General features: G+C 72.0%; 19 protein-coding genes and 1 pseudogene. 8 read left to right on the top strand and 12 right to left on the bottom strand.

Annotation, left to right across the window (positions count from 1 at the left end; translation table 11 throughout):
• Positions 1–34: 34 nt before the first annotated feature.
• The 5 genes from ETD85_RS15105 to ETD85_RS15085 all read right to left on the bottom strand — a co-directional run bounded on the left by ETD85_RS15105 (position 35) and on the right by ETD85_RS15085 (position 5,684).
• Entirely contained in the window at positions 35–1,636 is a 1,602-nt protein-coding gene (locus ETD85_RS15105) for an MDR family MFS transporter (protein WP_138690331.1), read from the bottom strand.
• A 70-nt stretch (positions 1,637–1,706) separates the two neighbouring features.
• Complete coding sequence (locus ETD85_RS15100) at positions 1,707–2,780, bottom strand: Zn-dependent alcohol dehydrogenase (RefSeq protein WP_138690330.1); 1,074 nt, start codon at positions 2,778–2,780, stop codon at positions 1,707–1,709.
• The gene (locus ETD85_RS15095; RefSeq protein ID WP_138690329.1) at positions 2,777–4,237 is read right to left on the bottom strand and encodes an aldehyde dehydrogenase; all 1,461 of its coding nucleotides are present in this window, start codon (positions 4,235–4,237) and stop codon (positions 2,777–2,779) included. Before ETD85_RS15095 ends, ETD85_RS15100 begins: the two co-directional genes overlap by 4 nt.
• Positions 4,234–4,437 (bottom strand): ferredoxin, encoded by a 204-nt coding sequence (locus ETD85_RS15090; protein WP_138690328.1) that lies wholly within the window; start codon positions 4,435–4,437, stop codon positions 4,234–4,236. The genes ETD85_RS15095 and ETD85_RS15090 overlap by 4 nt, the downstream gene beginning before the upstream one ends.
• Before the next feature lie 8 nt (positions 4,438–4,445).
• Positions 4,446–5,684: a cytochrome P450 gene (locus ETD85_RS15085; RefSeq protein ID WP_240779157.1), complete on the bottom strand. Its 1,239-nt coding sequence runs from the start codon at positions 5,682–5,684 to the stop codon at positions 4,446–4,448.
• Positions 5,685–6,019: 335 nt separating this feature from the next.
• On the opposite strand from ETD85_RS15085, the gene ETD85_RS15080 reads away from it, so the two are divergent.
• Positions 6,020–6,661: a TetR/AcrR family transcriptional regulator gene (locus ETD85_RS15080; protein ID WP_206058318.1), complete on the top strand. Its 642-nt coding sequence runs from the start codon at positions 6,020–6,022 to the stop codon at positions 6,659–6,661.
• 28 nt (positions 6,662–6,689) lie between these two features.
• On the opposite strand, the gene ETD85_RS15075 is transcribed toward ETD85_RS15080, so the two are convergent.
• Positions 6,690–7,148 carry a MarR family winged helix-turn-helix transcriptional regulator gene (locus ETD85_RS15075; protein ID WP_138690326.1) on the bottom strand — a complete coding sequence of 153 codons (459 nt, stop codon included), beginning with the start codon at positions 7,146–7,148 and terminating at the stop codon, positions 6,690–6,692.
• A gap of 103 nt (positions 7,149–7,251) precedes the next feature.
• Here ETD85_RS15075 and ETD85_RS15070 point away from each other — a divergent pair, with 103 nt between their 5' ends.
• Both ETD85_RS15070 and ETD85_RS15065 read left to right on the top strand, forming a co-directional pair.
• Positions 7,252–9,024, top strand: a complete 1,773-nt coding sequence (locus ETD85_RS15070) for an FAD-binding oxidoreductase (protein WP_240779156.1) — start codon at positions 7,252–7,254, stop codon at positions 9,022–9,024.
• Positions 9,025–9,206: 182 nt separating this feature from the next.
• On the top strand, positions 9,207–10,859 hold the full coding sequence (locus tag ETD85_RS15065; protein WP_138690325.1) for an FAD-dependent oxidoreductase: 1,653 nt from the start codon (positions 9,207–9,209) through the stop codon (positions 10,857–10,859).
• On the opposite strand, the gene ETD85_RS15060 is transcribed toward ETD85_RS15065, so the two are convergent.
• Both ETD85_RS15060 and ETD85_RS15055 read right to left on the bottom strand, forming a co-directional pair.
• Positions 10,841–11,398: a TetR/AcrR family transcriptional regulator gene (locus ETD85_RS15060; RefSeq protein ID WP_138690324.1), complete on the bottom strand. Its 558-nt coding sequence runs from the start codon at positions 11,396–11,398 to the stop codon at positions 10,841–10,843. The two genes, ETD85_RS15065 and ETD85_RS15060, sit on opposite strands and share 19 nt — an antisense overlap.
• A gap of 129 nt (positions 11,399–11,527) precedes the next feature.
• The gene (locus tag ETD85_RS15055) at positions 11,528–12,487 is read right to left on the bottom strand and encodes an alpha/beta hydrolase (RefSeq protein ID WP_138690323.1); all 960 of its coding nucleotides are present in this window, start codon (positions 12,485–12,487) and stop codon (positions 11,528–11,530) included.
• Positions 12,488–12,556: 69 nt separating this feature from the next.
• On the opposite strand from ETD85_RS15055, the gene ETD85_RS15050 reads away from it, so the two are divergent.
• Positions 12,557–13,132 carry a TetR/AcrR family transcriptional regulator gene (locus ETD85_RS15050; RefSeq protein ID WP_138690322.1) on the top strand — a complete coding sequence of 192 codons (576 nt, stop codon included), beginning with the start codon at positions 12,557–12,559 and terminating at the stop codon, positions 13,130–13,132.
• Between the two features lie 60 nt (positions 13,133–13,192).
• On the opposite strand, the pseudogene ETD85_RS64640 reads toward ETD85_RS15050, so the two are convergent.
• Positions 13,193–13,339 (bottom strand): annotated as a pseudogene (locus ETD85_RS64640) (MmyB family transcriptional regulator); the annotation flags it as partial.
• A 158-nt stretch (positions 13,340–13,497) separates the two neighbouring features.
• Here ETD85_RS64640 and ETD85_RS15045 point away from each other — a divergent pair.
• Both ETD85_RS15045 and ETD85_RS15040 read left to right on the top strand, forming a co-directional pair.
• Positions 13,498–13,845 (top strand): recombinase family protein, encoded by a 348-nt coding sequence (locus tag ETD85_RS15045; protein ID WP_138690321.1) that lies wholly within the window; start codon positions 13,498–13,500, stop codon positions 13,843–13,845.
• A gap of 220 nt (positions 13,846–14,065) precedes the next feature.
• Complete coding sequence (locus tag ETD85_RS15040; protein ID WP_138690320.1) at positions 14,066–14,821, top strand: DinB family protein; 756 nt, start codon at positions 14,066–14,068, stop codon at positions 14,819–14,821.
• A gap of 232 nt (positions 14,822–15,053) precedes the next feature.
• Here the strand turns inward: ETD85_RS15040 and ETD85_RS15035 are convergent, their stop codons facing one another.
• Complete coding sequence (locus tag ETD85_RS15035; protein ID WP_138690319.1) at positions 15,054–15,308, bottom strand: hypothetical protein; 255 nt, start codon at positions 15,306–15,308, stop codon at positions 15,054–15,056.
• Positions 15,309–15,317: 9 nt separating this feature from the next.
• Here ETD85_RS15035 and ETD85_RS15030 point away from each other — a divergent pair, with 9 nt between their 5' ends.
• Positions 15,318–15,551, top strand: coding sequence for a hypothetical protein (locus ETD85_RS15030; protein ID WP_170246682.1), 234 nt, complete (start codon positions 15,318–15,320; stop codon positions 15,549–15,551).
• Between the two features lie 86 nt (positions 15,552–15,637).
• Here the strand turns inward: ETD85_RS15030 and ETD85_RS15025 are convergent, their stop codons facing one another.
• Positions 15,638–16,183: a YceI family protein gene (locus ETD85_RS15025; protein ID WP_240779155.1), complete on the bottom strand. Its 546-nt coding sequence runs from the start codon at positions 16,181–16,183 to the stop codon at positions 15,638–15,640.
• A 98-nt stretch (positions 16,184–16,281) separates the two neighbouring features.
• On the opposite strand from ETD85_RS15025, the gene ETD85_RS15020 reads away from it, so the two are divergent.
• Positions 16,282–16,755 carry a MarR family winged helix-turn-helix transcriptional regulator gene (locus ETD85_RS15020; protein WP_206058316.1) on the top strand — a complete coding sequence of 158 codons (474 nt, stop codon included), beginning with the start codon at positions 16,282–16,284 and terminating at the stop codon, positions 16,753–16,755.
• A gap of 48 nt (positions 16,756–16,803) precedes the next feature.
• On the opposite strand, the gene ETD85_RS15015 is transcribed toward ETD85_RS15020, so the two are convergent.
• Positions 16,804–17,574: a DUF4184 family protein gene (locus ETD85_RS15015; protein ID WP_138690315.1), complete on the bottom strand. Its 771-nt coding sequence runs from the start codon at positions 17,572–17,574 to the stop codon at positions 16,804–16,806.
• Between the last annotated feature and the right edge of the window lie 58 nt (positions 17,575–17,632).

The raw sequence follows: 17,632 nt of genomic DNA, 5'->3' as shown, positions 1-17,632 counted from the left end.
TGCTCAGGCGGTGACGGCTCGCGTCAGCCGGGCGTCAGGGGCCCAGCTTCCCTTGCGCGCGTACTTCGCCGGGCGCGGGGCCGGGGTCGTCCGCCGCCGAGAGGACGGAGGTCTGGTCGAGGGGCGCGGTCGCGTCCACCGCTTCGGTGGCGATGGCGACGGACCGGGCGACCGATGGGGCCGAGTCGGGTTTGTCGAGGCTCGTACGGAGGGTGACCGGCTTGAGGAGGACGGCGGCGAGGATGCCGAGCGCGGCGACGGCGGCGCAGATGAGGAAGATGCGGCCGGTGGCGTCGCCGTAGGCGGCGCGGACGGCGGTGCCGTGTGTGGTCAGTTCCTCGACGTGGCGGGCCAGGACGGCGCCCAGGACGGAGACGCCGATCGTCCCGCCGAGGGAGCGGAAGAAGGAGACCGTGGAGCTGGCGGTGCCGATGTCCTTGAGCGGGACGGCGTTCTGCACGACGAGGACGAAGTTCTGCATGGTCATGCCGACGCCCAGGCCGACGCAGAGCATGGCCGCGCTCATGAGGACGAGGGAGGTGGTGTGGTCGATGGTGCCGAGCCCGGCGAACCCGCCCGCCAGCAGGACCGCGCCGGTGACGATGAACGGCTTGACCTTCCCGCTCCTGCTGATCAGCCGGCCGGCGACGATGGAGGAGACGAGGATGCCGGCCATCATGGGGATGGTGAGCAGGCCCGCCTGGGTGGCGGTGTAGCCGCGCCCGGCCTGGAAGTACTGGCTGAGGAAGACGGCGGCGCCGAACATGGCGGTGCCGACGGCGAGGCTGCCGGTGATGGCCAGGGCGGTGGTGCGCTGCCGGACGATGCCGAGCGGCACGATGGGCTCGGCGGCCCGCGTTTCCACCCACAGGGCGATGGCCAGCAGCACCAGCGTGCCGGCCAGCATGGCGGCGGTCTGCCAGGAGGCCCAGTCGAAGGCGTCGCCGACGAAGGAGATCCAGATGAGCAGCACGCTGACGCCCGCGGCGATCAGCGTCGCGCCGAGGTAGTCGATCTTTACGTTGTCGCGGCGGATGACGGGCAGGCGCAGCGTTCGCTGGAGCAGGACCAGGGCGATGGCGGCGACCGGGATGCCGATGAAGAAGCACCAGCGCCAGCCCAGCCACGAGGTGTCGACGATGAGGCCGCCGAGCAGCGGGCCGCCGATGGTGGAGGCGGCGGTGACGCTGCTGAGGTAGCCGCTGTAGCGGCCGCGCTCGCGGGGCGGGATCATCGCGGCGAGCGCGATCTGGACGAGGGCCTGCACGCCGCCGACCCCGATGCCCTGCACGGCGCGGGCGGCGATGAGCTGGCCGGGGTCCTGGCTCAGCCCGGCGGCGAGCGAGCCGAGGACGAAGACGGTCACGGAGGCCTGGACGAGGGTCTTCTTGCTGAACAGGTCGGCCAGCTTGCCCCAGATCGGGGTGGTGGCGGTGGTGGTGAGCAGGGTGGCGGTGACGATCCAGGTGTACTGCGTCTGCGTGCCCTGCAACGCGCCGATGATCTTAGGCAGCGCGGTCGTGACCACGGTGCTGCTGAGCGTCGCGACGAAGAGCGCGAGGAGCAGGCCGCTGAGTGCCACGAGGACCTCTCGTCGGGCCCTGGGGTGCGCGTTCGCGGCGGTGGTGTCTGTCAACGGGGGCTCCGGGGTGGGGAGCCGCGGCAGCCGGCGATCGTGGCTGCCGCGGCGACGTCGGGTCTGCGGGTCACACGATCACGGTGCGGACGCCCTCACCTCGCTCCAGCAGTTCGATGCCCTCGTTGACCTGGTCGAGGGTGATGCGTCTCGACACCATCGAGGACAGGTCGAGCCGGCCGGTCTCGGCCAGGCGGATGTAGCGGGGGAAGTCGCGCAGGATCTGGGAGCCGCCCGCCACCGAGCCCTGGATGCGCTTGCCGGTGAAGATGGCCGACATCGCGGGCAGCGTCAGGGTGGCGTCCATGGCCGGCGGCATCCCGATGAGGGTGACCGTGCCTTCGGCGCGGGCCAGGTCGAACGCCTGGACCATGAGGTGGGGCAGGCCGACCGCCTCGAAGGAGTGGTCGGCGCCGCGCCCGCCGGTGAGGGCGCGTACCTGCTCGACGGGGTCGCCGCCGGCGGGGTCGATGGCGTGGGTGGCGCCCGCGTGCAGGCTCGCCTCGCGGCGGCCGGGGGAGGGGTCGATGGCGACGATGACGGACGCGCCGGCGATGCGGGCGCCCTGGATGACGGACTGGCCGACGCCGCCGCAGCCGATGACGGCCACGCTGGAGCCGGGCCGGACCTCTGCGGTGTTGAGCGCGGCGCCGACGCCGGTCATCACGCCGCAGCCCAGCAGGGCGAGCTGCTCGTCGGGCAGGTCGGTCCGCACGGCGACGACGGTCGCCTCGTCCACGACCATGGCTTCGGCGAACGAGCCGCACCCGCACAGGGCGGGCGCCCGGCGTCCGTCGGGCAGGTCGAAGCGGGGCGCCATCCGGGCCGCGCCGCGCTCGCAGTGGTTGGACATCCCGTTGACGCACCACCAGCACGCGCCGCAGGCGGGCGAGACCGAGGCCAGCACCCGGTCCCCGGCCTTGACCCGGCGCACGTCGGGGCCGACGGCCTCGACGGTGCCGCACGCCTTGTGGCCGGGCACGAGGGGCGTCGTCCGCTCGGCGCGATTGATGGAGGTCAGGTCGGTGTGGCAGATGCCGCTGGCCGCGACCCGCACCAGCACGTCCCTGGGGCCGATCTCCGGGGTGGGCAGGTCCTCCAGGACGAGCGGCTTGTTCGGCTCGTACGAGACGGCGACCTTCATCGGGCCTCCCCGAGCTCGGCGGGAATGCCGATGGTGCGCAGTTCGAGGAAGCTCTGCAGCCCTTCTGGGCCGAGCTCGCGGCCCAGGCCCGACTCCTTGAAGCCGCCGAAGGGCGTCAGCGGCATGGGGGAGGGGCTGCCGTTCACGATGACCCCGCCGGTGCGCAGGCGGCGGGCGACGGCCAGGCCACGGACCGGGTCGGCGGACCAGACGCTGCCGGACAGGCCGTAACGGGTGTCGTTGGCGATGCGGACGGCGTCGTCGTCGCCGTCGTGCGGGATGAGGCACAGGACCGGCCCGAAGATCTCCTCCTGCGCCACCCGCATGGCGTTGTCGACGTCGCCGAGGACGGTCGGCTCGACGTACCAGCCCTTGGGCAGGTCACGAGGGCGTCCGCCGCCCGCCACCACCCGGAAGCCCTCCTTCAGATTGATGTAGCCCTCGACGCGGTCGCGCTGCCGCTCGGCCACCAGCGGACCCACCACCGTGGCCGGGTCGTGCGGGTCGCCGACGGGCACGGTCACGGCCTTGGCCGCGGCGGACTCCAGGGCCTCGGCGTACCGCGACCTGGGGACCAGGATCCGGGTGAGCGCTGCGCACACCTGGCCGGAGTTGTGCATGGCGCCGCCGACCAGTTTCGGGATCACGCTCTCCAGGTCGGCGTCGTCGAGGACGAGCGCGGCGGACTTGCCGCCGAGCTCCAGGGACACCCGTTTGACCTGGTCACCGCACAGGCTCATGATCCGCTTGCCGGCGGCGGTCGAGCCGGTGAAGGCGACCTTGTCGGTGCCCGGGTGGGTGACGAGGTGCTCGCCGACCGCCCGGTCGCCGGGCACGACGTTGACCACGCCGGCCGGCACCCCCGCCTCGTGCAGCACCTCGGCCAGGATGAACGGGCTCAGCGGCGTCTCCGGCGGCGGCTTGAGCACCAGGGTGCAGCCGGCCGCCAGCGCCGGGGCGACCTTCCAGGCGGACAGGGTGACCGGGGCGTTCCAGGGCACGATCGCGGCCACCACGCCGACCGGCTCCGAGGTCACCAGCCCGGCCATGCCTCCCGAGCGCACCACCCGGTCGAAGGCGTAGGTGCGGATCAGCTCCGCGTAGTACTGGAACACCGGGGCGACCGTCGCCGTCTGGAAAGGGGCCTGGCTGCTGGCCACGCCCATCTCCTCCACCAGCACCGCCGCGATCTCGGCGCCGCGCTTCCTGAACAGGTCGGCGGCGCGGACCAGGACGTCGGCCCGCTCGTCCGGCGTCATCCGGGGCCACGGGCCGTGATCGAAGGCGGCGCGGGCGGCGGCCACGGCGCGGTCGACGTCCTCGGCGGTCGCCACCGGCACCTCGCCGACGACCTCCTCGCTGGAGGGGGAGACGACCCGCAGCACCTCGCCGCCCGCCGGCTCGACCCACTGGCCGTCGATGTAGAACTGCCGCCGGTACATCAGCCGATCGCTCATGACGTCGTCTCCTGGACGGTGATGGCCAGGGCCGGGCAGACCATGGCGGCCTGCTTGACGTCCTCCAGCCGCTCGGGCGAGGGGTCCTCGTTCAGCAGCACGACGATGCCGTCCTCGTCGCGCTGGTCGAACACGTCGTCGGCGGCCATCACGCACTGTCCGGAGGCGACGCACTTGTCCTGCTCGATGATGATCTTCATGGGGGTCCTTACCAGGTGACGGGCAGCTCGTAGGCGCCGTAGACGAAGCCGTCGTGCTTGAACGGGATCTGCTCGACGTCGGCGGCGAGCGCCAGGGTGGGGACGCGCCGCAGGAGGGCGAGGTAGGCGACCTGAAGCTCCATCCGCGCCAGCGGCTGTCCCAGGCACTGGTGCACCCCGTAGCCGAAGGTGACGTGGAGCCGGGCGTTGCGGCGGAGGTCGAGCCGGTCGGGGTCGGGGAAGACGGACGGGTCGCGGTTGGCGGTCTCGTTGACCACGACGATGCCCTCGCCCGCCTTGATGACCTGGCCGGCGATCTCGATGTCCTCCAGGGCCACCCGCCGCAGGCCGCCGTGGGTGATCGTGAGGTAGCGCAGCAGCTCCTCGACCGCCGTGGTGATCAGCTTCGGGTCGTCGCCGTCGCGCAGGAGCGCGAGCTGGTCGGGGTGCTGCAGCAGGGCCAGGGTGCCCAGGGTGATCATGTTGGCGGTGGTCTCGTGCCCGGCGAACAGCATCAGCACGCCCATCCGGGCGGCTTCCTGCCGGGACACCTCGCCGGCCTCGACCCGTTCGACCAGCCCGGACAGCAGGTCGTCGCCGGGCTTGGCGAGCTTCTCCTCGATCAGGCCGTCCAGATAGCCGGTCAGGCGCTGCTGGGCCTGCCCGCGCTGCTCCGGCGTCGAGTTGCGGTTGATGATGGTCCGGCTGTTGGCCTGGAACAGCTCGTGGTCGTCGTACGGCACGCCGAGCAGGTTGGAGATCACCAACGACGGCAGCGGCAGCGCGAACGCCTCGACGAGGTCGCCGGGCTTCGGGCCGGCCAGCATGGCGTCGATCAGGTCGTCGGCGATCTTCTGCGTGGCCGGCCGCATCGCCTCGACCCGCTTGACGGTGAACGCCGAGGTGACCATGCGCCGCAGCCGGGCGTGCTCGGGGTCGTCCATCATGATGAAGCTGGTGCCGCCCGCGCTCTTCTTCTCCGCGCGCTCCGCCGCCGCCATGCTCTCCATGGCCGCGGCCTCCGACGGGGAGAGCCGGGGGATGCCGTTCGCGGGCTGGACGCTGACCTTGGGGTGGCCGAGCACGGCGCGGTGCTCGGCGTGGCCGGTCACCAGCCACGGGGTGCTGCCGTCCCACAGCCGGACCCGGGTCAGCGGGCCCTCCTCCTGCCGTGCCCGCATCGCGGGCGCCGGGTCGAGCGGGCACGTCGCCTCCCGGGCGATGTCGTACTCCGGGACCGTCGTCACTGTTTCCTCCTCGAAAGAACTGCGGACCAGCGGGCAAGGCGAGCCCCGCGCCGGCGGGCACAACCATCCCGGTCACGAGAGAGGCCGGGAACGCCGCGACCTGGCGTGCGCCGGGGGAGTAAATTAAATCAATTGATTGATTTAAACTGTAGCGTGAGACGGACTCCTGTCAAGCCGGCGGGTCAAGCGGCCGGGGTTGCTCCCGGCCCGCGGTTGCGTAGGCTGTCCTCTCGTCACGCCTCGCCGGCCCGGCCGAGGAGCTGCGACGACCTGCGGGACTGGGCCGTCGCGGGCTACACGAAGTCCCGGTGCGGTGAAAGATCATGATCAGCAGGATGAGGCGGGACGAACAGGTCAACGCGACGCGGGAGGCGCTCCTCGCCGCGGCCGAGCGGCTGTTCGCCGAACGTGGCGTGCACGCCGTCGGCAACCGCCAGATCAGCGAGGCCGCGGGGCAGGGCAACAACGCCGCGGTCAGCTACCACTTCGGCACCAAGGCCGACCTGATCCGCGCGATCGCCCGCAAGCACGCCGGCCAGATCGAGCGCCTGCGCGAACGCATGATGACCGGCATCGCCGGCTCCACCGACGTGCGCGACTGGGTCTCGTGCCTGGTCCGCCCGTACACCGAACACCTGGAGAGCCTGGGCAGCCCCACCTGGTACGCCCGCTTCACCGCGCAGGTCATGGCCGACCCCGCCTTCGGCGCCATAATGATCGACGAGGCCCTGACCGCCGCCCCGATCCTGCGGCTGTTCCAGGACGGCCTGACCCGATCGCTGCCCGGCCTGCCCGCCGAGCTCTATTCAGAGCGTGTCGCCATGGCCCGTCATCTCGTGGTGCAGATGTGTGTCGAGCGGGAGCGGGCCCTGGCCGAGAACCTCCCCACCTTCCGGCCCACCTGGCACGACACGGCCGGCGGGCTCATCGAGGCGATCGTCGCCATGTGGCAGGCCCCGGTGACGCCGCGCCCGTGACCGCCCGGCCCGGTCGCCGGATGACGCATCAGCGGGTCTTGCCGTCGTGATGCTCGATGATGCGGGTGAGCAGGTCGATCAGGTTCCGCCGGTCGGCGGCGGGTAGCGGGGCGAGGTACGCGTCCTGGGCGGCGGCGATCAGGCGGTCGAGGTGGGCGAGCTCTTTCCGGCCTGTCGCGGTGATGGTGACGATGTTGCGCCGGCGGTCTTCCGGGTCGGGCGCGCGCTCGAGGAACTGCCGCTCGGCGAGCTCGTTGACGGTCGCCACCATGTCGCTGCGGTCGATGCCGGTGCGGCGGCCGAGGGCGGCCTGGCTGGCTGGGCCGTACTCCTCCAGCGCGGCGAGCAGGGCGTAGTGGTAGCGCCTGATGCCGGCCTGGGCGAGCGCCTGATCCACGATCCGGTTGGCGGTCTGTGCCGCCTGGTTGGTCAACCTGCTCGGCAGCGTGCTCAGCCGCTGCGGCGGCGGTCCCTCTGGCGTCTCCACGAGGGTCAATCTAGCAAGTTGTTGGCCCGGCCCACGATTCTGTGTATCGTTGGTCGTGCCAACGTTGGCAAGTCCAACATTTCCTGTGCAGATGAGAAGGCGGATGACTGACATGCTGGATACGAGCTCCGACACAGTCCAGACCCCCGTGGGGCTCTGGACCGGGTTGATGCACGACGACGACCAGACCGGCCCCTTCACCATTTCGTTCGCACCTGACGGCACCGTCGCGCTGCGCACTCCCCGCGGCGTGGGCACCGGAGCCTGGAGCGCGAGCCGGCCCGGCCACCTCTCCTACGAGCTCACCGAGACTTTCACGCCGGCCGCGGGTCACTCGGGCAGCGTGCGGATCGAGGTCGAGGCGCACCTTGACGGAGCCGCGTATCGCGGGATCGGAACCGTCCGGGTGTACGCCCCTGACGGCGGGCCGGCGCGCACCGCCACCTCGGTGAAGGTCACCGCCGACCGCCTCGACGTCGGGCAGGCGGCCTGGCACGACATGGTGGGCCTGGGCGCGCGGATCCGGGGGCGCGCGCTCCACCCCGGAGACGAGGGCTTCGCGGCGGCCTGCTCCGGCTGGTTGCTGACGGTCGAGCACCGGCCCGCTGCCGTCGTGGTCGCCGCCGACGCCGGTGACGTGGCCGCCGCCGTGCGGTTCGCGGCGCGGGCGGGACGCCCGGTCGCGGTGCAGTCCACCGGGCACGGCAAGTCGGTGCCCGCGGACGGAGCCGTGTTCATCGCCACCGGGGAGCTGCGCGAGCTGTCGGTGGACCCGCGCGCCCGCACCGCCAGGATCGGCGCCGGGCTGCGGTGGGGCGAGGTGCTCGCCGCGGCGGCCGAGCACGGCCTCGCGCCGCTGTGCGGCTCCTCCGGCCAGGTCGGGGTGATGGGCTACCTGACCGGCGGCGGGCTCCCGCTGACCGGCCGCACCTACGGGTTCGCCGCCGATCACGTCCGCTCGCTCGACATCGTCACCGCCGACGGCCTGCTCCGCACCGTCTCGCCCGCCCAGGAGTCCGACCTGTTCTGGGCGGTACGGGGCGGCAAGAGCAACTTCGGCGTCGTGGTCGCGGCCGAGATCGACCTGCTGCCGCTGCGCACTGTTTACGGTGGCGAGCTCTACTACCCCGGCGAGGACCCCGGGCACGCCGCCCGCGTTCTCCGCTCCTACCTGGCCTGGGCCGAGGAGCAGCCGGATGAGATGTCGTCATCCGTGACGCTGATGCGCCTCCCTGACGTGCCGCAACTGCCCGAGGAGTTCCGCGGCCGCTCATTCGTGCAGGTCCGGGTGGTCTTCGCGGGGGAGGAGGAGCGGGGCGCGCGGCTGGTGGAGCCGTTGCGCGCGCTCGGCCCGGAGAAGGACACCTGCGGCGCCCTGCCGTACCCGGAGATCACCGAGATCTACCAGGACCCCAAGAACCCGGTCATGGCGCACCTGCGCAGCGCGCTGTTGCGCGAGCTGGACGACGAGGCCGTGGTGGAGCTGATCTCGTTCATCGACCCGGCGACGCCCGGGGGGCCGTTCCCCGGCATCGAGCTGCGTCACCTCGGCGGGGCGCTCAACCGGCCGCCCCGCCGCCCGCACGCGGTCAGCACCCAGGGTGCGGCCTTCCACCTGTGGATGCGGATGCCGGCCCCGGCCGGGCAGGCCGGCACGGTACGCCAGGCCGCCGACGAGGTGCTGGCGCGGCTCCGGCGGTGGGACACCGGCGCCCGGCTTCCGGGGTTCCTGTTCGACCACGACTCGGCTCCCGAGCGGGTCAGGCGCGCCTACACCGAGGCGGACTACCGGCGGCTGGCCGTGCTGAAGGCGAAGTACGACCCGAACCAGCTGTTCCGCATCAACCACAACATCCCGCCGTTCGGCGCGGCGTGAGCGCACCCGGTCCCGAACAGCGCAGGACCTGTGCCTGAGCCTGCACATGGGCCTGAGCCTTAGGGGCCGGCCGCGCACTTCGTGCACCGCGGCCCTGTTGACCTGGTGAGCGGTCATCGCACAGACTACAGCTCAACCGGACGCACCCGTCCGGTTGACGGCTGACGCCAAAGGGGACTGCGATGACCGACCAGTGGGACAGCATCGTCGACGTGCTCGTCGCGGGCTCCGGCGCGGCGGGCCTGACCGCCGCCATCACCGCCGCCGACCAGGGGCTGGACGTCCTGGTGGTGGAGAGCACCGCGCGCTGGGGCGGCACCACGTCCGTCTCCGGAGGCGGTCTCTGGATGCCCGCCAACCCGCTCATGCTCCGCGCCGGCGTCCCCGACTCCGCCGAGGAGGCCCTGCGGTACATGGACGAGGTCATCGGCGACGCCGGCCCCGCCTCCTCGCCCGAACGCAGGCGGGCCTTCGTCGAGACCGCCCCCGAGGTGGTGGCCTTCCTCGGCCGTCGTGGCGTCCGCTGGCGCAGGTCCCCCGACTATCCCGACTACTACCCCGACCGGCCGGGAGGGAAGGTGGGCCGCGCGATCGAGGCCGCCCCCTTCGACACCAGACGGCTCGGCGACTGGTACGACAGCGCCCGCTCCAAGGAGAGCGGCATCCCGCTCCCGCTCATGACCGACGACGTGTGGCTGCTGGCCCGCGCCTGGTCCACGCCCGGCGGCTTCGTCCGCGGCGCCCGCTTCGTCTTCCGGTCACTCGGCCAGTTCGCCGCCGGCAAGCGCCCGACCGGTATCGGCGGGGCGCTCGCCTCCTCGCTCATGCACATCGTCCGCGGCCGGCAGACCCCTGTCTGGCTGTCGGCGCCGCTCGTGGACCTGATCACCGAGGACGGCGCCGTGGTGGGAGCGGTGGTCGAAAGGGACGGCCGGCAGCGCAGGGTACGGGCCCGGCGTGGCGTCGTCCTGGCCGCCGGCGGGTTCGCCGGCAACACCGAATGGCGTCAGAAGCACCACGGCATCCCCGGATACTCCTCCGCCCCCGAGGGCGACCTGGGCACCGCCATCGAGGCAGGCGCCCGGGCGGGCGGCGCGCTGGCGCTCATGGACGACGCCTGGTGGGGCGCCTCCCTCCTGGGCCCTGACGGCAAGGCCCGCTTCCTCGTCTCGGAGCGCTCCTTCCCCTTCTCGATCATGGTGGACGCGACCGGCGGGCGCTTCACCAACGAGTCGGCGTCCTACATCGACGTCGGGCACGACATGCTGGCCCACGACGTGCCCGGCCCGATGTGGCTGGTCAGCGACGTCCGGCACACCCGCCGCTACTTGAACTCCGCCCTGGCCGGGCAGGCCGGGAAATGGCGGAAGGCCGGGCTCCTCGCCGAGGCCCCCACCCTGGAGTCGCTGGCCGCGAAGATCGGCGTCGATCCCGTACGGCTCGGCGCGACCGTCGAGCGCTTCAACGGCTTCGCGCGTACCGGCGTGGACGAGGACTTCGGCCGCGGCAGGACCGTCTACGACAACTACTACGGCGACCCGCGGGTCAAGCCCAACCCCAACCTCGGCCCGCTGGAGAAGGGCCCCTTCCGCGCGGTCCGCGTCCACCCCGGCGACCTGGGCACCAAGGGCGGCCTGCTCACCGACGAGCACGCCCGCGTGCTGCGTGACGACGGCACGGCCATCGACGGCCTGTACGCGGCGGGCAACACCACCGCGTCGGTCATGGGCCGGACCTACCCGGGACCCGGCTCCACCATCGGCCCCGCCGTCGTCTTCGGCTACCGTGCCGCCCGGCACGCCGCCGGCGACCGCGCTCAGGGCTCGAAGCCGTGACGGAGCAGCGTCCAGATCCGTGCGGCGGTCGCGACCCGCTCGGCCGCGGGGAACTCGGCGAGCAGGAGGGCCAGCATGCCGATGGCCAGCAGCAGGTCGCCGGTGGTCACGTCCGCGCGGATCCGCCCGGCCTGCTGGGCCTCGGCGAGCCGGGCCTCCAGCAGCCGCGCCACGCGGTCGCGGACCTCGAGGATGCGGGGGTCGGGATTCGGCGGCACGCTGACCATGGTGACGAACGTGGTCGAGGCGATGACCTGCTCGGTGATCAGGTCGAGCAGGTCGTCGAGGGTGCTGCCGGGCTTGACGGCCAGCGCCTCCAGCTCGGTGACGCTGCCTTCGAACACGGCCAGGGCGAGGCTGACGCGATCGGGGAAATGCCGGTAGAGGCTGCCCTGCCCGACTCCGGCCGCCCGCGCGACCTCGGTGAGCGAGGCGCCGTAGCCGGCGGTGGCGAACGCCTCGCGGGCCGCCGCGATCAGCGCCGCGCGGTTTCCCGCCGCGGCTCTGGGTCCTCTGTTGGGTCGGCGCGCGGCAGTCACAACGGCCATCGTACAACCGGACGGTATCGTCCGGTTATCGATGGTGACCGCCCATGATGCCCTGAGACCGCCACCGGGGCGGGCCGGGCTGTCCACGAGAGACCTCCCGGCACAGCTGCATCGGAACCGTCACTCCGCCAGAGCCCCTCGGAGGAACTCGAAGATCTCCGCTCGCGCGGCCTCGGCCTGCGGCACCGCGCCCGGCATGCTCAGGAACGCGTGGCCCGTCTCGGGGTACTCGGTGAGCCGCGTGGGTGTGCCCGCCGCCTGCAGCCGTTCGGCGTAACGCCGGCCGTGATCGGCCACCGGGTCGTGGGTCGGCACCAGCACGAGCGCCGGGGCCAGCCCGCCCAGGTCGTCGGCATGCAACGGCGACAGCGCCCGAGCGTCGGCCCCTGGCGGAACGGCGTACCGGTGGAACAGCCGCAGCTGCGTCTCGGTGAGAGCCGGGCTGTCGGCGTACTGGGTGATCGAGGGGTGGTCGAACATCGTCTCGGTCACGTCCGCCGCGGGGTTGACCAGCACCTGCGCCCGCAGGCGCAGGCCGGACTCCCTGGCCCTGATCGCGGCCAGAGTGCTGATCAGCGCGCCGCAGCTCTCGCCGAAGACGGCGGTCCGTGCCGGGTCGACACCCCATTGATCGGCGTGGTCCAGCACGTGCCTGAGCACGTCCCAGCCGTCGTCGACAGCCGCCGACAGCGGGCTGTCCGGGCCGAGGAGGCGGTGCTCGACCGACACGACGACCGCGGGCAGCTGGGCGGCCAGGTGGCTGGTCACCCAGTCGGACTGCACGGCCGTGCCCACGAAGCCGCCTCCGTGCACGTGGATCACGAGCGGCAGACCGGCCCGGTCCGCGTCCCCGCGGCCCCCGGGTGCGGGCCGGTGCACCCGGACCGGGAGCTCGCGGCCGGGGAGCGTCACCTGTCGCCAGTCGATCGCCGCGCCGGGATCCGGGTCCCCGGTGATCGCCCGCGCCGCGCTTGACGCCCGGAATCGGTTCTCCGCGTCCTGGTAGGCGTACAGCTCCTCGGCCGTCATCGCCAGCCAGTCCGGCGCCGACGGTCGCCCGGTGGCAGTGGTCTCGCTCATCGTCTCCTCCTGAGTTTCGCTACTGAAGGTTTCGATACCTACGGTAGCGCATTTGGGTATCGTGTGAGCATGAGCTCGACCACTTCCGCCAGACCGCCCGGCCGCCCGCGTTCCGGTGTCACCGCCGTGGTCTTCGCCGCGACACTGAGCACGGTCCACGAGCTCGGCTACGCGCGGGCCACCGTCGACCGCATCGCCGCCGCGGCCGGGATCGCCAAGACGACCATCTACCGGCGCTGGCCGTCGAAGGGCGCGCTGGTCGTGGACTGCCTGCTCGACGCGTTCGGCCCGGTGCCGCTGGAGGGCGGCACGCGGGCGGAGTTCATGTCCTCGGCCATCCACTGGATCGCGGCGAAGATCGGCGAGCCCGGAGTGGGCGACGCGTTCGCGGGCGTGTTCAGCGACGCCGTCAGCGATCCGGCCCTGCGCGAGATCCTGTCCTCGCGGCTGCAGGACCCCTACCGGCTCGCGCTCCAGGACGCGTTCGGCGAGCCGGAGAGCCGGGTCCTGTTCTTCATCGACGTCGTCGTCGGAACCCTGCTCCACCGGATGGGCATGACCGGCGAGCCGATGGCGGACGAGGACGTCATCGCGCTGGTCGAGATGGTCCTGCCGCACTTCGCCAAGGGCGCTCCTTCGCCCTAGACCCGCCGCCGGCGCGGCTGCTCCCACTCTTCGGGCGGGCCACGGCACGGGCGGCGGCGACCAGCGGTACACGACGGGGCGCCGGTCGCCGGAGAAGCCGGTGGGGTCGCCTGCCAGCAGGACGGCCGCCCGGTTCCGGGCAAGGACCTCGCCCAGGTCGGACACCACCAGGGCCGGGGTGTCGCTGAGCAGGCCGAGCATGCGGATCAGGCCTGCGCGGGCCAGGCGGGCCGCCCCGTCGGCAGGCGGGGGCCGGTGACCGGCCAGGGAGCGGCTCTCCCGTGATGAGCCGCTCGCAGCTGCCGTCCTCGTCGAGCCGAGTTTCTGGAGCAGCCAGGACCTCTTTTTGACCTGACAAAACGGGTATGCGTCACCGTGAAGGCGACCTGCTGACCGTCCAGGAAGTCGACCGGCTTGGCCGCAAGCTCCTGGGAGGACTGATCGTCCTCAACGACCTGTTCCAGCGGGGCGTCGGCGTCAAGGTGCTGAAGGGCATCGCGGCCGACGAGCACACCGGACGCTCCTTCATCCTCGCCCGAGCCCTCGCCCTAGCCGAGGACCGCCGCCGCGACATCGTCCGCAAGAGCAAGAACGGCCTGGAGACCGCCCGAAAGCACGGCAAGGCCGACCTGCGGTCGACGACGACAAACGCGCCGCGATCCTCGACCGTCGCCGGCGCGGGGAATCCATCCGCACCATCGCCGCCGGGGTGAAGGTCTCCGTCGGAGTCGTCCACAAACCCTCGCAGCCGCTGCCGAGGGCAACCCCACTGACCAGCCCCCGCCTCCCTGAGGAGCACGCCGTGCCGCTGCCCCAGATCCCGCCCGGGCCGCCGACGCCCGCACGCGGGCCACCAACTCCGAAGCCGCGTCGTCGTCGAGGCGTCTGCCTTCGTGGTGGACGGGCGCGGGACGGGTGCGGCAGACTGCCTCGATGGCTGCTGAGTATGCCCAGAGTGACCAGTTCCGTGGTGCCCGCATCCACCTGTGCGACCTTGCCGGTCTCGAGATCCGCGATTGCGAGGTCAGCGGTCTGAAGATCGTCGACTGCTATGGGAGCGACGTCTACCTCGGTGGCGACTTCGAGCGTCTCGTCGTCAACGACGTCGACGTGACCGCCTACGTCGAGGCCGAGCTCGACCGGCGGCACCCCGCGCGGGTGCTGGCGCGTGACGCCTCGTCCCCCGACGACTATCGGGCTGCTTGGGACGCCATCGAGACGCTGTGGGCGGAGACACTCGACCGGGCCAGGCTGTTGCCCGAGGCCAAGCTGCACGAGCAGGTCAACGGCGAGTGGTCGTTTGTCGAGACCCAGCGGCACCTGCTGTTCGCCTGCGATGCCTGGCTCGGCAATGCCGTGCTGGAGGAGCAAGCGCCGTACCACCCGTTGGGCTTCCCTTACGGCGGGATGCCGCCCGAGGCGACGGCGAAGCTCGGCCTCACCCTCGAAGCCACCCCGACGCTCGACGAGGTGCTCGCGCCCCGGCTCGCCCGCATGGCCGCGATGCGGCGTGTCATCGACGGGCTCACCGAGGCCGAGCTCGACCGGGTATGCGGTCGCAAGCCGGCGGACCCGTTTCCCGACCAGGAGTACGTCGTGCGCCGCTGCCTCAAGGTGGTGCTGAAGGAAGAGGCCGAGCATCACCGCTATGCGGTGCGCGACCTCGCCGTCCTCGAGGCCGGTGCCTGAACTGGCGCTGATCCGCCGGAAATGACCTCCAGCCGCATTGCGTGCTGCTACTCCCGGCTCCTCAACTCCCGTCCCTGCCAGTTCCGATTTGCGGAAACGGCCCAGTGATCGTTGTCGCGCCGGACTTGTCCCTCGATGTTCGAGCCGTAACCCTCGCGAGCACACCTACCGCGACCAGGGGACTGCCCCTTTTCGTCGTTACCTGGTCTGCTGAACCGCCCCACGCGCTGCCTTACCGCCGATATGGAGCGGGCTGAAGCGCCGGGCCGAGCGTGCCGCCGGGAATGATCCTCCTGGCCGTGGCCGGTTGCACCGCGGTCGCCGCCGCCTGCAGCGTCGCTTCCTGACGCGCCGGGCTCAGCCGCTCGTACGGCCGCCAGAGGTTCAGGCCCGCCCGGAACGGCAAGTCCGCGGCGTCCCAGAGCTGGTGCGGGAGGGCGGCCGAGCCGGGGCCGCCGCCACCCTTGACCAGCCGAACGACGCCCACGCCTGTCCAATGACCTCCTGCTGGAGCATGCGGGAGCCGAACTACGGGACCGTGGCGGCGACCGTCGCCTCCGGCGTGGTACGGCGGGAGCAGGGGAGTGAACGCCCGCCGAGCTGGCGTGACGGAACTGGTAGCAGCCCGAGTCGGTGCAACGAGCGGCGGAGGCGGACGTTCTCCCCACAGCTCGGCATCGGCCTGACCGCGTACGGCGTGCTCGGCCGGGCACTGGACGGCCGGTCATAGCGGCGACCGCCGGCACCACAGCCCGGCGTCACCTGCTCGCCGGTCGCGGCCCTCTGCCGGGGGATGACGTGCGCTCTTCAGCCAGGTCAGGCGGTCTTGACGGCGGACAGGTCGAACTCCAGCGTGATCCTCTCTGAGATCATCACGCCGCCGGTCTCCAGCACGGCGTTGTAGGTGATGCCGAAGTCCTTGCGGTTGATCACCGTTCCGCCCTCGAATCCGACCCGGGTCAGGCCCTGCGCGTCGACGGCCGTGCCGGTGTAGTCGAGGGGGATGGCGATCTGCCGGGTGACGCCGCGGATCGTCAGGTCCCCGGTGACCTCGAAGCCGTCGCCGTCGAGGTGCTTGACCACGGTGGAGTCGAAGGTGATGCGCGGATGGGCGGCCGCGTCGAGGAAGTCGCCGGTACGCAGGTGGTCATCGCGGATCTGGTTGCCGGTCTGGATGCCGGCCACGTCGAGCACCACGCGGACGGTGGAGGCGGCGGGGTTGCCGGCGTCCAGGTGGGCGGTGGCCTCCTGGACGGGGATGCTGCCGCGCACCTTGGTCACCATCGCGTGGCGGGCGACGAAGCCGAACCGGCTGTGCGCCGGGTCGAGGGTGTAGGTGCCGGTGAGCTCGCTGGGATACATGGGCATTACTCCGACTCGATTTAGTTCAGCACTGGAATATTTGGCACGACAGTACCTAGATTTATTTCAGTGCGCAACTATCAAGTACGATCGCTCCCATGACGCGATGGCTCACCGACGACGAACAGCACGCCTGGCGCACTTTCGGGCTGGCCACCCGCCTGCTGACCGACCGGCTCGAACGCGATCTGCTGGCCGCGGCCGACATGCCGCCCACCTACTACGAGCTGCTCGTCCTGCTGTCGGAGGCGTCTCAGCGCACCATGCGCATGAGCGAGCTGGCGCACTGGACCAACTCCAAGCCGAGCCGCATCTCACACGCGGTCAACAAGCTCGAACAGAAGGGCTGGGTGCGCCGGGAGCACTATGCCGGCGACCGGCGCGGCTGGCTGGCCGTGCTCACCGACGACGGGCTCGCCGCGCTCCAGGCCGCCGCTCCCCGGCACGTGACCAGCGTCCGCGAGCACCTGATCGACCTGCTCACTCCGGAACAACTGCGGCAACTCGCCGGCATCAGCGAGGTCCTGCTCGACCACCTGACCGAGCAGGATGGTCAAGCCGATCGGACGTGACGAACTCCAGGGACGAGGATCTGGCCACGGAAGGTGACCTCTTCGGGGTCAGGCGGAAGGGCCCGCGTCCGGCGCCGCCCGCCGGATGCACATCATGTTCCGTACGTGCCAGATGAGCACGTAGCCGGCGAGCAGCAGGGCGGCCCCGTCGGCGCCTCCCAGGATCATGCTGCGTACCAGGTCGTAGTCGCTCACCGCGGCGCGATCGGTCATCGCCCCGGCGGCGGCGCCGGCGATCCCGGCCCCCGCGACCGCGGCCAGGACCGCGCCGCGCACCCGGCCCGCGAGGCCGGGCAGCCGTCCCGGCCGGACCGGGGTCCGCCGGTACCAGAGCGCGAGCCATCCGGCCAGGGCCACCAGGCCGCCCGCCGAGCTGGCGTACATGAGCACGTTGAACACCCGATGCGGGCCGATGACCGGCAGCCGCAGCACCTGCCAGTGCGCCACCGCGAACCCGCCGACCTGCGTGAACCCGTCCCAGACCAGATGCGTGGCCATCCCGGCGAGCAGCGCCGCCACCACCGCCACCACCGCCACCGGCGCCGGGCGCGCCGCGTCGGGCAGCCGGGCGCGCAGCCCCTCAGGCGCCAGCGCGGCCAGCGGCGCCCGGAGCACCCAGTGCAACAGCGCCAGCAGTACCACGCCCGCCGGCACTCCCAGCAGCGGCGGCCCCCACCACGCGTGCGTGCTCGCCGAGGAGAACGGCAGCGGCAGGTAGTACGGCAGATCGGGCACCATCGCCCCGACCGCCAGCGCAGACGGCGGCAACCACCGCCGCACCGGCAGGATCGCCGCGACATGGCTCAGCGTGAACGGCACACGCCATTATCAACCCTCGCCGCCCCAAAAACGATCTTTATGGGTGATGGCGACGCCA

This window comes from Nonomuraea zeae (genome assembly GCF_005889725.1).
Classification (GTDB): Bacteria; Actinomycetota; Actinomycetes; order Streptosporangiales; family Streptosporangiaceae; genus Nonomuraea; species Nonomuraea zeae.
The sequence above is the reverse complement of the archived record's forward strand: the minus strand, read 5'-3'. Positions and strand labels throughout refer to the sequence as shown.

Excerpts from the sequence above, each read along its gene's own strand:
- ETD85_RS15090 (WP_138690328.1), bottom strand. The coding sequence starts at position 4,437 with ATGAAGATCATCATCGAGCAGGACAAGTGCGTCGCCTCCGGACAGTGC.
- ETD85_RS15045 (WP_138690321.1), top strand. The coding sequence starts at position 13,498 with ATGCGTCACCGTGAAGGCGACCTGCTGACCGTCCAGGAAGTCGACCGG.
- ETD85_RS15095 (WP_138690329.1), bottom strand. The coding sequence starts at position 4,237 with ATGAGCGATCGGCTGATGTACCGGCGGCAGTTCTACATCGACGGCCAG.
- ETD85_RS15020 (WP_206058316.1), top strand. The coding sequence starts at position 16,282 with ATGACGCGATGGCTCACCGACGACGAACAGCACGCCTGGCGCACTTTC.
- ETD85_RS15030 (WP_170246682.1), top strand. The coding sequence starts at position 15,318 with ATGACCTCCTGCTGGAGCATGCGGGAGCCGAACTACGGGACCGTGGCG.
- ETD85_RS15070 (WP_240779156.1), top strand. The coding sequence starts at position 7,252 with ATGACTGACATGCTGGATACGAGCTCCGACACAGTCCAGACCCCCGTG.
- ETD85_RS15025 (WP_240779155.1), bottom strand. The coding sequence starts at position 16,183 with ATGTATCCCAGCGAGCTCACCGGCACCTACACCCTCGACCCGGCGCAC.
- ETD85_RS15065 (WP_138690325.1), top strand. The coding sequence starts at position 9,207 with ATGACCGACCAGTGGGACAGCATCGTCGACGTGCTCGTCGCGGGCTCC.
- ETD85_RS15040 (WP_138690320.1), top strand. The coding sequence starts at position 14,066 with ATGGCTGCTGAGTATGCCCAGAGTGACCAGTTCCGTGGTGCCCGCATC.
- ETD85_RS15080 (WP_206058318.1), top strand. The coding sequence starts at position 6,020 with ATGAGGCGGGACGAACAGGTCAACGCGACGCGGGAGGCGCTCCTCGCC.
- ETD85_RS15050 (WP_138690322.1), top strand. The coding sequence starts at position 12,557 with ATGAGCTCGACCACTTCCGCCAGACCGCCCGGCCGCCCGCGTTCCGGT.
- ETD85_RS15055 (WP_138690323.1), bottom strand. The coding sequence starts at position 12,487 with ATGAGCGAGACCACTGCCACCGGGCGACCGTCGGCGCCGGACTGGCTG.
- ETD85_RS15100 (WP_138690330.1), bottom strand. The coding sequence starts at position 2,780 with ATGAAGGTCGCCGTCTCGTACGAGCCGAACAAGCCGCTCGTCCTGGAG.